This window comes from Psychrosphaera aquimarina (assembly GCF_032461525.1).
Lineage (GTDB): Bacteria > Pseudomonadota > Gammaproteobacteria > Enterobacterales > Alteromonadaceae > Psychrosphaera > Psychrosphaera aquimarina.
In genome coordinates, this window is the sequence record NZ_JAWCUA010000010.1 from 926072 (window position 1) to 939310 (window position 13239).

At 39.3% G+C, this 13239-nt stretch carries 10 protein-coding genes; 3 read left to right on the forward strand and 7 right to left on the reverse strand.

Annotated elements, in window-relative coordinates:
* Positions 1-5: 5 nt before the first annotated feature.
* From RT723_RS16155 to RT723_RS16180, 6 genes are read right to left on the reverse strand one after another with little or no spacing between them, the layout of a single operon-like run.
* Positions 6-1781 (reverse strand): BatD family protein, encoded by a 1776-nt coding sequence (locus RT723_RS16155; protein ID WP_315948143.1) that lies wholly within the window; start codon positions 1779-1781, stop codon positions 6-8.
* Positions 1775-3769 (reverse strand): VWA domain-containing protein, encoded by a 1995-nt coding sequence (locus RT723_RS16160; protein ID WP_315948145.1) that lies wholly within the window; start codon positions 3767-3769, stop codon positions 1775-1777. Before RT723_RS16160 ends, RT723_RS16155 begins: the two co-directional genes overlap by 7 nt.
* Before the next feature lie 6 nt (positions 3770-3775).
* Positions 3776-4798: a vWA domain-containing protein gene (locus tag RT723_RS16165; protein ID WP_315948147.1), complete on the reverse strand. Its 1023-nt coding sequence runs from the start codon at positions 4796-4798 to the stop codon at positions 3776-3778.
* Positions 4791-5294: a DUF4381 domain-containing protein gene (locus RT723_RS16170; RefSeq protein ID WP_315948149.1), complete on the reverse strand. Its 504-nt coding sequence runs from the start codon at positions 5292-5294 to the stop codon at positions 4791-4793. The genes RT723_RS16165 and RT723_RS16170 overlap by 8 nt, the downstream gene beginning before the upstream one ends.
* A 2-nt stretch (positions 5295-5296) precedes the next feature.
* Positions 5297-6268 carry a DUF58 domain-containing protein gene (locus RT723_RS16175; protein WP_315948151.1) on the reverse strand — a complete coding sequence of 324 codons (972 nt, stop codon included), beginning with the start codon at positions 6266-6268 and terminating at the stop codon, positions 5297-5299.
* A gap of 31 nt (positions 6269-6299) precedes the next feature.
* Positions 6300-7256 (reverse strand): AAA family ATPase, encoded by a 957-nt coding sequence (locus RT723_RS16180; RefSeq protein ID WP_216054822.1) that lies wholly within the window; start codon positions 7254-7256, stop codon positions 6300-6302.
* Between the two features lie 427 nt (positions 7257-7683).
* Here RT723_RS16180 and fadI point away from each other — a divergent pair, with 427 nt between their 5' ends.
* The 3 genes from fadI (at position 7684) to RT723_RS16195 (ending at position 12690) form a co-directional block, all read left to right on the forward strand.
* Positions 7684-8994: an acetyl-CoA C-acyltransferase FadI gene (fadI, locus tag RT723_RS16185; RefSeq protein ID WP_216054821.1), complete on the forward strand. Its 1311-nt coding sequence runs from the start codon at positions 7684-7686 to the stop codon at positions 8992-8994.
* 64 nt (positions 8995-9058) lie between these two features.
* Complete coding sequence (fadJ, locus tag RT723_RS16190) at positions 9059-11230, forward strand: fatty acid oxidation complex subunit alpha FadJ (RefSeq protein WP_315948155.1); 2172 nt, start codon at positions 9059-9061, stop codon at positions 11228-11230.
* A gap of 131 nt (positions 11231-11361) precedes the next feature.
* Entirely contained in the window at positions 11362-12690 is a 1329-nt protein-coding gene (locus RT723_RS16195) for an IS4 family transposase (protein ID WP_315948157.1), read from the forward strand.
* A 68-nt stretch (positions 12691-12758) separates the two neighbouring features.
* On the opposite strand, the gene RT723_RS16200 is transcribed toward RT723_RS16195, so the two are convergent.
* A complete protein-coding gene (locus tag RT723_RS16200) occupies positions 12759-13220 on the reverse strand; it encodes a Fur family transcriptional regulator (protein WP_315948159.1) in 462 nt (153 codons plus the stop codon).
* Positions 13221-13239 lie beyond the last annotated feature (19 nt).

Below are 13239 nucleotides of genomic sequence, written 5' to 3' on the forward strand. Positions count from 1 at the left end.
CACTCCTATCCATTTAACGGTGGTAAATTACTGTCGCTCTGTTTTTTGGTAGTAGAGTTAAACATTTTAAACGCATTCCAAAAGGCTTTACCAGACCACTCGGTATTATGTTTTGAATATTGGCTGTTTTGTAATATTGAAATTTGTTGCTGTAATTCAGGATTAACCAATGGCATTAACGCCGATAAGGTTAATACTGGTTGAGTAAATTCGACTTTTGCCCATTTTAATAATTCGGCGCGCACCATATTCGCTTGGTTGTTCAAACACGCTTGTTTTAATACCGATTTATCATAAGTCACTTTGCTATTAGGTGACTGAGATTGTTTATTTTGTTTACGGCGTAATAAGCTGGATAGCAACCAAATTAATGAGGTGAATATCCATAATGCCCAACCGGCCCACATTAATAGGGTGTTATAAGAACCGGTAGGGAGATTACTGCTGTCGTTGTCTGAATGAGTTGAATCAGAAGGCAGATCACAAGTTTGTTCACCTATAGCCGTTGATTCTATGATAGGTGTTTGTAAATTGGTCATCGGTGCCGCTTGAGCATTTGTTGATGGAACAATGTTCATTGTTTTAGCTGGAATTGTGGCAACTTCTTCACGCTTTGTTTTGGTATTAAACCAATTTACGGAGACTTCAGGTAAAACAAACTCACCAGCTTTTGTGGCAACTATGGCTTCTGTACTTACCCGTTGCGACACGATGGCATTTTGACGAACTTCCGAATGCGACTCAGATTGATCTGGGTACGTTTTAAATGAGTCAGGGTAATTACCAATAACTTCTGGCAACTGCTCTTCGTTTACGTTTAACGCGGTTAACGTGAAGGTTCGAGTGATAGGTTCACCCACTTCATAACTGTCTTGGTTTGGCTGCCATTCTTCGTTTAACATCACTAAGTCACTTGGTAACCAAGTGCCAGAATATTGTTTTGGAATCGATGAAACATTTATCTCTATATCACTGCCAATACTTGTCACTGGTTTAGTTCCGCCAAAGTTACTAAACGTAGAACGTCGACGACCTGTGCTAATTTCACCATTAAAAGCCGGTGAACTAATGGTAAATGTGCCACTTGATTGCGGCGTTACAGTGTAAATACGCTCAATCACACGATAACGAACCCCCATAATAATTTCGCTGGAGTCCTTGTCTTTACCGTGCTGTTTGATAAACGCTTGATCCAAAATAGGATCGCTTAACGTACCGCTTTGTAAATCTACATTTGGCGCAAAGTATAAACGTGTTACTAGCTTGACGGTTTGCTGTAGATATAAGTCGGTTTGTTCAATTATGTTTTTTAAGAAAATAGTTTGATTGTTTTGACCTGCTGCGGCGTTGGACTGCACTACAGAGACGGTAATAGGCTGACTTGAAACTCCATCAATAGTGAGAGAAGGTATAGTATAATTGCCTTCTTTTCTTGCTAATAACACGACATTCCAGCTAGTGGTTTTTGAAATACTGCCATTAATGATCTGCGTTGAAGAACTCGTTGCTGTTCGACCCACCACTAAACCAGATTGTCTAAGCGGGGTTAAGTCAAGATCATTACCGTCCAGAGAGTCATTTGCCACAACTTCTAAGACAAAGGATTCGTTAACCATAACAGGGTTTCTATCTACTGTGACGGAGACATTCGTTGTTGCATTCACTGTTGCAGAAATTAATAAAAAACCAATGATTGAAATACGAGTAAACATGTTAATAATCGTCATAAATTGAGTGCATACTTTTGAATAATTAAGGTCTGATTGAAAAAGGGCTACCATGACTTAGTTGCTCCTCTTGGCGAACGAGCATTTTGCTGACGTTTTTTGCTTTCTAATATCATTTTATTTCTTAATAACGTTGCGGGATCATCTGATACTTTTCGTAACAGTTGTTCTATTTTTTGTTGTTGTTCTTTATCTTCAATTTGTTCTTGGCTCATTTGTGCCTGTGTCGCTTGAGCTTCTTGTTCGGTTTGCTCATCTTTCGTTTCTTCAGCATCACTCGCGTTCTGTGATTCTTCTTCTGTTTCTTGTTTAGAAAGCTCTTGACCTGACTTTTGTTGTTCAGGCGTTTCTTGGCTTTCAGATGGCGTTGGCTCAGGTTGTTGATCTGATTGAGAATCTGAACTATTAGAATCTTCGGCGTTAGCATTCTCTTTATCAGACTCTTGTTGCTGTGAGTTTTGTTGCGACTCTTGATCTGAGTCTTTCTCTGAATCTTGCTGCTCTTGTGAATCTTGTTCTTGACCGCCTTCCTGATCTTTATCTTGCTGTCCGTCCTGATTTTGTTGATCACCATCTTGTTTTTGTTGCTGCTTAATTTGTTCTAACAAGGCACGATTAGCCATGACTTTTTCATCATTAGGGTTAAGTTTAAGTGACTCATCATAGGCTTTAATAGCATCATCTATTTTATTTAAATTGGCTAATGCATTGCCTTGGTTATATAAACCTGTGGCTGAGTTGTTTTGTTTAAAATAATCAAGGGCGGTTTGATAGTCACCAGCCTTATAAGCCGAAGCGCCTTTCCACTGAGTGTTTTCAAATGATTCTAGTGCTTGGTCAAACTGTTGTTGATTAAATAACTCGGCACCAACTTGATCTTGTGTTTTGAACGCGTAATCCGTCCAAGAAGGGTGGGGAGTAATAGCAGCGGTCTTATCTACTTTGGCTTGTCCGTTGTCGGCCGCAATAGCTTTATTTGGCGTAAAGCTAAAAGGTAAAATCAACATCATTAAGAAAGTGGCACCTTTACGGAAAAAGGTAAGCACTAATGGTAAAATTAATAAAATGATGTATGGCCCAAATTCTTGCCAATCATCACCTGTTAAGGAGTTATCCTCGTTTGTCTCGCTATCATCTTGATTTTGTTTCTCCCTAGGGCGTGAAACCGTTGCCGCTAATAAGGTTCTGATATCAGCGTCGGTTGCCGTGGAATTAACAAAAACACCATTACTAATGTTACTAAAATTCATCAACACACGATTATTTAGTTTAGGGATTACGATGCTGCCTAAATGATCTTTTAATAAACTGTTATCCAACATTTTTATCGGCGCACCGTCTGCAGTACCCACAGTCATGATATTTACTCGATAAGGCGTTTGCTCTGAAAAAGAGGTTAAGTCTGGTAAATCTTCATCATCCACCCCATCGGTGATCCAATAAATGTCCCCCGTTGGGTATCCGGCTTGTTGCAATAATTCACTTGCTTTGGTTAGACCTAATAGAGGGTAACTGCCTTGTACTGGCATGATTTCAGGTTTTAAACTTGGGATTAAAGCCGTTATATTTCGGGTGTCAGGCGTTAATGGTGAAATAGTAAATGCATCACCGGCATAAGCAACCAAAGCTACTTCACCGTCAGTGATAGCATTAGCTAAGTCGATGGCTTTAAATCTTGCTTTAGATAAACGATTGGGTTTGATGTCTGTGGCGCGCATGGACATTGACATGTCCAATACAATGACACTGGCACGTTTAACTTGGAATACAGGTTTTTCTATTTTATCCCATGTCGGCCCGGCCAAAGCGATAACGGCTAATAACCAAATAAAAGGCACAAAGGTTCTTTTTTGTTTTACTTTATTATTTTTGTTATTGCCTAACATGGCATTGGCTAGATGTGGAGGGATCACTTGATGCCACTGAGTCGTTGTTACTACTTTAAGTTTTAATATCCAAAAAATGATCAAGGGAATTAATACCCAAAACCAGTCCGGTCGTAAAAAATGAAATTGTGAAAATTGAGCTAAAAAATTCGTCATGGCCAATTAACTCTTTTGGTTTGATGGAGCGAATTTATTACGTAAATTACTCCATTTTAATGTGCGCTGTATAAGTGGGAAATATACAGCTAAAACGGATAAAAATAATGCAACACTTAACGGATAGAAAAACAATGATTGCATAGGCCTTAGCTGAATAGGGTCATCTTCAATGGGTTCAAGTTTATCTAATATTTCATATATTTGTTGTAAACCTTGGGTGTCTCTGGCTCTGAAATATTGTCCGCCGGTTTGTTTGGCGATATCACTCAATAATGCTTCGTCTAAGTCAGCGGACGGGTTTACTTTACGATTACCAAAAAAACTGCGTACTAACATTTCATCAGCTCCAACCCCTATGGTATAGACCTTAACGCCAGCGGCTACTGCTATTTCTAATGCTTCTTGGGGCTGAATATTGCCAGCAGTATTTTGTCCGTCGGTTAGTAATATTAAAATACGATTTGAGTCTTTTTTATCATTAAAGCGTTTTGCGGCTAAACCAAGTGCATCGCCTATGGCGGTTTTCTCACCCACTAAACCTAATACTGCTTCATCTAACATTTGGCGTACGGTTTTTCTGTCATAAGTTAATGGGGTTTGCACATAGGCTGTGTCGGCAAATAGAATTAAACCAAGGCGGTCACCCACTCGACGTTCAATAAAGTCATTAAGTACGTACTTAAGCATGACTAAACGATTAACTTTTTGATTGCCAATCATCATGTCTTCATATTGCATTGAACCTGACAAGTCCACCGCTAACATTAGCTCACGGCCTTCTTGTGGAATGGTCACCGGCTCCCCTAACCATTGTGGTCTAGCAGCAGCCAACACTAGCGCTATCCAGATTAATAAAGCAAACCAAGGAAATCCCCGTTTTATTTCAGACTGAGAAGGTGTGCCAATAAAATCAAACGTAGGTAAAAATAATGCAGTAGATTCTTGTTTTTTTACCGCAGGTAATAATCGAATAATAAAAGGAGCAATTAATAAGGTTAACAACCAAGGCCAAGCAAAACTAAACATTTTGTTCTCCTTGTGATATTGATTTTAATGCCTGTTTACTCAAAGGTAAGCTTTTATTAATCCAGTTTTTACTTTGTTTTAAATATTCACTGGCTTGTTCAGAACTGCAATTTGCTTGATACGCGAGTTGGACAAATTCAGAGTTTATTTGAGCATTTTTATGACCGTGTGTATTAAGCCAAGTAGTCCATTTTTCGCCGTTGAGATTGGCAACTAGATCTCGCTCGCAATAAGCCAATACCACACGTTTCAAAATACTATTAATGGTTTGTACTGCTACAAGTGGGTTTTGTTTTGGACTTACTTGATTTAATAATTTAAGCGCTTGTTTTTTTGCTTTACGTTGTTGAATAAAACGATAAACCGAAATACAAATAAACACGAGTAGTAGAAGTGACAATATAATCACAACCCACCACCCCCAAGCTAATGGCCAATGACCAACTTGTTGTGGTGTTTGTATGTCTTGTAGTTGAGAAAGTAAATCAGGTTGCATAATTAAAGTTGCTCACTTAATGGCATTCCAGCAGAGATAGATAACCATTTAATGTTGTAATCTAACAGGGCATTTTTTTTAGACGCAAAATGTTGTTTAGCTTTTAATTTATATTCAGCTAATTGCGCAGTGTTATTCACTATTTTAGTTTCGTTACCATCTGTTACGGGCATTAAGCCAGACATAGCCGATGGCAAAGTTTGCTCGATAGGATCGTTGACCCAACAAGCCACCACTTCACAATGTTTTTGCAATTGATATAAGTGTTGCAATGCATCATTAGTTAAATGCTGAAGATCACTAATTAAATAGACTAAACTGCCAGGATGGGCGACACGTCGTAAATGTGCACAGGCTTCAATAAACTTTTTCTCTTGAGTTTGTTTATCAAGCTCATTGATTGTCACTTCTTGCTGCATAGGCAAGTCATTATGATTGTCTTTTAAAGCTTTTAACCAATGTAACACTGCTTGTTGACGACTTCTTGGCTTGGCCTCAAAAAGGTTGTTTTCTGATAATATCAATCCACCAATTTTGTCACCACGCTGCTTAGCGGTCCATGCTATCAAAGCACTTAAATGACAAGCTTGAACCGATTTAAACAATAATTGGCTGCCAAAACGCATAGACGGTAATAAGTCGCAAAACACAAAAACAGGGCGGTCTTTTTCTTCACGAAAAATTTTAGTATGGGTCTTACCCGTACGTGCGGTAACGCGCCAATCAATTGTACGTACATCGTCGCCGGGTTGATAATGACGTGCTTCGTCAAACTCCATGCCTCGACCTTTCGTTTTGGCTAAGTATTGGCCAGACATTTGATGTTTAACTTTACTGTTGGGTTTGTTTGATAACAAATGAGTAAAGTTTCGATACATCAATAATTCGTCAAAGCTAATATCAACACCTGATAAATTATGGCGATGAAGCCACTCTAAACCAGTTTGCAATTGTATTGCAGCAGAGTCAGTCATAATGTTACTTAATATCCTGTAATGCTCTGTATTATGGAACGGCAACCAATTCAAGAATACGACTAAGTATTTGATCTGCTGTAACGCCTGCGGCTTCCGCTTCGTAACTTAATAAAATACGATGGCGTAAGCAGTTAAAAAATACAGTTTGAATATCATCAGGGGTTACGAAATCGCGACCATCTAACCAAGCCGTTGCTCTTGCGCATTTATCTAATGAGATTGTGGCACGCGGGGAAGCACCAAATGCAATATGTTTTTTAAGCTCAGGATCAAACTGTTCTGGTTGACGGGTCGCGATGATCAACTGCACTAAATATTGTTCTAACTCAGTCGACAAATGAATTGAAAGAATATCTTTTCGGGCTGCGAATATATCAGCCTGAGTTAATGGTTCCGGCTTTTCTACCGGTTGCTGCAATGCTTCACCACGAGTTAATCTTAAAATTTCTATTTCCGTTTCAGCGCCCGGATAATCAACATTTAAATGCATTAAAAAGCGGTCAAGTTGCGCTTCTGGTAACGGGTAAGTCCCTTCTTGTTCAAGCGGGTTCTGGGTTGCCATAACAAGAAATAATTCAGGTAAAGGATAGGTTGTTTTACCAACCGTTACTTGTCTTTCTGCCATAGCTTCTAATAAAGCGGATTGCACTTTAGCCGGTGCACGGTTGATTTCATCGGCCAAAACTAGATTGTGAAATAATGGTCCACTTTCAAATTTAAACTCACCCGTTTCCGGACGGTAAATGTCGGTACCGGTTAAATCGGCTGGCAGTAAATCAGGGGTAAATTGAACGCGGTGGAAGTCACCTTCTAAACCATTAGCTAATGCATTGATTGCTCGGGTTTTTGCTAGTCCTGGAGGACCTTCAACTAATAAATGTCCATCAGCTAACAGTGCAACTAAAATACCTTTGGTGAAGTCCGGTTGACCGATCACCTGTGAATCTAAATATTGTTTTAATTGGTTAAAACGGGTTACTGACATGTTTTACATTCCTGAGCTATGAATCTGAGCTATATATAAGTGACTTAAAGGTTAATCGTCACTAAATCGATATCTATGATAATCATAGATATATAAGGTTCCCCAAGCAGAAAACAAGTGACGAAAAATCAAACGATGATATTTTAAACAATTGTTTCATACTCCTTAATTCTTGTGTTAGGAGACAGTTGTAACAAGATGTTTGCGCACTTTTAACGTTTGGCTAATCTGCAGTTAATTTTGCGCATTAGTTGCGATTTTAAATGTAAGTAAAGAGACAACTAAAAATATTGGTTTTAATTCTATATAGATATGGTTATTATCACTGGGTTACTATCAGGTCAGACCAGAGGGTCTGAGATAATTTGTTCGGTTATGTTATGAACAACTACACTTGGACAAATAATAATTTATACAGGGTAAAATAATGACAGCTAATAAACTTCAAACTAGAAATGGTGATCGTATCGCGGTTGTTGCCGGATTACGTACTCCTTTTGCTAAACAAGCAACGGCTTATCATGGAGTGCCAGCTCTTGATTTAGGTAAGATGGTTGTTTCTGAAATGTTACAACGTTCAGAATTAGATCCATTAGAAATAGAACAGTTAGTTTATGGCCAAGTTGTTCAATACCCGTCAGCGCCTAACATAGCACGTGAAATCGTTTTAGGCACAGGAATGAATGTGCATACTGATGCTTATTCAGTATCGCGTGCATGTGCTACAAGTTTTCAGTCTACCGTAAATATCTGTGAATCTATCATGGCAGGCCACATATCTGTGGGAGTTGCCGGTGGTGCCGATTCATCTTCTGTCTTACCTATTGGTGTAAGTAAAAAATTAGGCAGAGCCCTTGTTGATTTAAATAAAGCGAGAAGCCTAGGCCAGCGTTGGAATATTATTAAGAAGTTAGGCTTTAAGGACTTAATGCCGGTTCCTCCTGCCGTTGCTGAGTACTCAACGAACCTAAGCATGGGTCAAACGGCCGAGCAAATGGCTAAAACCCATAATATCAGCCGTGCCGATCAAGACGCATTAGCGCATCGCTCACATTCATTGGCAACTAAAGCTTGGGAAAGTGGCATCTTTAAAGATGAAGTTATGACTGCACATCCTGAACCGTTTAAAGGGTTTATAGATATGGATAATACGGTTCGTACTAACTCTACCGCGGATGGTTACAGCAAGTTACGTCCAGTATTCGATCGTAAACATGGTACGGTAACGGCAGCAAATTCAACAGCATTAACAGATGGTGCATCAGCAATATTATTGATGAGTGAAAGCAAAGCAAAAGCGTTAGGTTATGAACCTTTAGGTTATATCAGAAGCTTTGGTTTTGCAGCAATTGACGTGTGGGAAGACATGTTAATGGGACCGTCGTATGCAACGCCAATTGCACTAAAACGTGCGGGCATGAATTTAGCTGATTTAGATTTAATAGAAATGCATGAAGCATTTGCTGCGCAAACATTGGCGAATATGAAAATGTTTAGCAGTAAGAAGTTTGCTCAAGAGCAATTAGGTCAAGACAAAGCCATTGGTGAAATTGACATGGCTAAATTTAACGTTAACGGTGGTTCACTTGCATATGGTCACCCATTTGCCGCAACTGGTACACGTTTAGTGACGCAAACTATTAATGAACTGCGTCGTCGTGGTGGTGGTGTTGGTCTAACAACCGCTTGTGCCGCTGGTGGTTTAGGTGCATCTATGATTGTTGAAGTTGACGGATAATCTAAGCCTCGATTAAAAGTAAAACGATTCAGTCTAATTTTAAGAGAGCCGAAAGGAAACTCAAATGACTCAAGATATTAAAAACGCATCAGCGTTTAGTTTAGAAATAAAAGAAAATGGCATAGGCGTGATCAGCATCGATGTTGCTGATGAATCAATGAATGTATTAAAAGCCGAATTTGCCGAGCAAGTAACCGACGTTTTAGATCAAGTTGAAGCCAATAAAGAGGTTGTTGGTTTAGTCCTTATATCTGGTAAAGACAACTCATTTGTAGCTGGTGCTGACGTGGCTATGTTAGATAGCTGTGAAACTGCAGATCAAGTTAAAGAAATTGCTCAGTTGGGGCAAAAGTTATTTGACCGTATTCAAAATATGTCGATTCCTGTGATTGCTGCGATAAACGGTCCCGCTTTGGGCGGAGGTTTAGAGTTGGCAATGGCGTGTCATGGCCGAGTTGTTTCTGATAGCGACAAAACCGTATTAGGTTTGCCTGAAGTTCAACTAGGTTTGTTACCAGGGTCTGGTGGCACACAACGTTTACCTAAGTTAGTAGGTTTACAAAAAGCTTTAGACATGATGTTAGCGGGCAAACAATTAAGAGCAAAACAAGCGGTTAAAGCTGGTTTGGCTAATGAAATTGTTCCAAATAGCATACTCCTTAATACTGCAATTGAAATGGCGTTAAAAGGCAAACCAGTTGTTAAAAAGAAAAAACAACCACTTGTTACTCGTTTGTTAGAAAACAACCCGTTTGGTCGCAAGGTCTTGTTTGATCAAGCTGGCAAGCAGGTGATGCGTTTAACAAAAGGTAATTATCCTGCTCCATTTAAGATTATCGAGTGTATTCGCACAGGCGTAGAAATGGGTTATGCAAAAGGGCTTGAAATTGAAGCTCAGCGTTTCTCAGAACTTTGCATGACTCCAGAATCAAAGGCATTACGTGGTTTATTCTTTGCTACAACAGCAATGAAAAAAGAAAACGGTGTAGAAGGGGTTGAACCCGCTAAAGTTAAAAAAGCCGGTATTTTAGGTGGCGGCTTAATGGGTGGCGGTATTGCATTTGTTACGACGACCAAAGCTGGCATCCCTGCTCGTATTAAAGATATTGCTCATGAAGGTATCCGTAACGCGTTTAAATATAGCTACGATATTTTAAGTAAAAAAGTTAAACGCCGTTTTATGCAACACTCTCAAATGCAAAAGCAGCTATCTATGTTGTCTGCAGGGACTGATTTTGTTGGTTTTAAAGATGCGGATATTATTGTTGAAGCGGTATTTGAAGATTTATCACTTAAACAACGAATGGTTGCTGACATAGAAGAAAACTGTAATGACAAGACTATATTTGCGTCAAATACATCTTCATTACCAATTCGCGATATTGCCGCTAATGCAGCACGTCCTGAGAATGTCATTGGATTACATTACTTCTCACCAGTCGACAAAATGCCATTAGTGGAAGTTATTGCTACCGATAAAACGTCTGACGAGACTATTTCAACAACTGTTGAATTTGCTCGTCGTCAAGGTAAGACGCCGATTGTAGTAAAAGACGAAGCTGGATTTTTTGTTAACCGCGTTTTAGGTCTATACATGAATGAAGCGGCTCAAGTTGCAATGGAAGGTGAGCCAATTGAGAAAATAGACAAAGCATTAACTAAGTTTGGTTTCCCTGTTGGACCTATGACGTTATTGGATGAAGTGGGTATTGATGTTGGTTCTAAAGTATCTGCGATTCTGTTTGATGCATTTGGTGAACGTTTTACCGTTCCATCGGCAATGGAAAAATTAATTGCTGATGATCGTAAAGGCAAGAAAAACCAAAAAGGTTTTTATAAATATGGTAAAGCTGCACAACCAAGCTTAATGGACAAATTAAGGTTTTCTGGTAAAGGCAAACAAGTTGATGAGTCGGTTTACTCGGTGTTAGGTGTGACGCCTAAAGGCAGTTTGTCATCGGATAAAATTGCAGAACGTTGTGTTGTCCAATTACTAAATGAAGCAGCGCGTTGTTTAGATGCTGGTATTGTTCGTAATGCGAGAGACGGGGATATCGGCATGATATTTGGTACTGGTTATCCTCCGTTCCAAGGTGGTCCATTCCGCTATATGGACAGCTTAGGAATAGATAATTTAGTTGAGATATTAAACGGTTATAAAGAGTTACATGGCTCGCGTTTTGAACCGGCTGAAATATTAGTTTCAATGGCTAAAGACGGTAAAATGTTCTACTAGAACAGCATTGTCTTCGAAAAACAAACGCACTCAAGAGTGTAATGCCAGTCAGTTAAGAAAATTAATATGATCAGTTGACCGATCTTTTGGGGCTGTCAGAATCCAGTGATAATATGTCACTGGATTTTTTTATGCCTTTTTTCCAACAACTCGAAGATATGTCATCCTTTTTAGATGACGTGCACACATTAGATAAACTTAAAAATGTTTTAGACCCAACTATTTTAGAGCAAGCGTTCGAGCATGTTGGGATCGCGACGGTCCGCAGGAGAAGATTACCACTGGATGCCGTGATGTGGTCTGTCATAGGCATGAGTTTATTTCGTAATGAAACCGTTTGGGATATTGCGAGCCGACTTGATATCTCCCTACCTGGAAAAAATAAATTGGTTGCACCTAGTGCCTTAGTACAAGCCCGCCAACGGTTAGGTTATGAAGCTGTTCAACATACGTTTCAATTATTAGCTCAAAAAACGTTTACAACCCAAGCATTTGAGCAATGGTGTGGATTAAACTTACTTGCCGTTGATGGCGTGAGTTTCCGAACTCAAGACAACGAAGAAAACCGCAATGAATTTGGTAGTGACAGGAACCAACATGGCGAAGGTAGTTACCCACAAATAAGAATGTGTAGTCTGATGGAAGTATCGAGTCATCTACTATTGGATAGCTGCTTTGATGCTCGACGTGTAGGCGAAATGAGTTTAGCTCAAGGGCTATTGCCCTCGGTCCCCGACGATTCATTGACCCTATTTGCCCGAGGTTATTTTTCATTGGGGTTATTACACGAATGGAGAAAACGGGGCACCAATATCCATTGGATGCTCCCAGCCAAAAAGGACTTACAATATCAGGTCGAACGTAACATTAGCGACAACGACAAAATAGTTACGCTATTTACAACCCCTCAAGCCAGAAAGAAATTTACTGAGTTGCCAGAGCAAATTACTGCACGGCTAATCACTTATAAGATTGATGGTAAAAGCTACCGAGTGCTTAGTTCATTAACAGACCTAATGCGCTATCCGTATGACGAATTAACCGAAGTTTATACTCAACGTTGGGAAATTGAGCTAGGATTTCGAGAAATGAAACAAGGCTTACATCAATCTAAGTACGCATTACGAAGTAAAAAACCAGACATGGTAAGCCAAGAACTATGGGGGATGTTGCTAGCCTATAACTTAATACGGATAGTCATGATAGATGCGATTAAGGAGGATGAAGAGCTGACACCTATTCAGCTTAGCTTTAGCCTAAGTTTGCGTCATATCATTGCTTTCTTGATAACGACACCACTCCAAAGTGCAAGTAAGTTACCCATGCACTATGAAGAATTACTTCATACTCTAAGAATGTTCATATTGCCAAATAGGCTACCCGATAGGAAGTACCCAAGAGTGGTTAGAAAGAAGCCACAAAAGTATCCATATAAAAGAAAAATGCCAGTCAGTTCTTAACTGACTGGCATTACACTCAAGAGTGCGTTTTTTTTATGCTTGTTTGTCTGGATATCGTTTACAGTAGATTACTGTTGGCAACTTTGGCAGATACCCTTTAATTCCAGCTGACTTGTACTTAGTTTAAATCCGGTTTTCTCAACACTGGCCGTTAATTCACTCATTACTGATTTTTTAACACTAATTTCAGAAACTGAATTACATATCTCACAGATTAAAAACTGAGGGACGTCGTGGCTATGTGAACAAGTAATGTGTGAACAGGCTATGTATTTATTTGCCGATGTGAGTTTATGGACTAAAGAGTGCTCAGCAAGAAAATCCAAAATTCGATAGACTGACATCGCAGGAATACTTTGTTCAAATATATCTCTGTATTGCTCAGCTAGTTCATATGCGGACATAGCTTCACTTGCTTGGATTAACGCCGATAAAACATGTTCGCGTTTGGTGGTTAATTTGACACTATTCTCACTGCAAATTTGATGTGCATGTTTAATGATGTCTTCAAGTAATATATCTTCAACCACAAATGATCCAACTAATGAA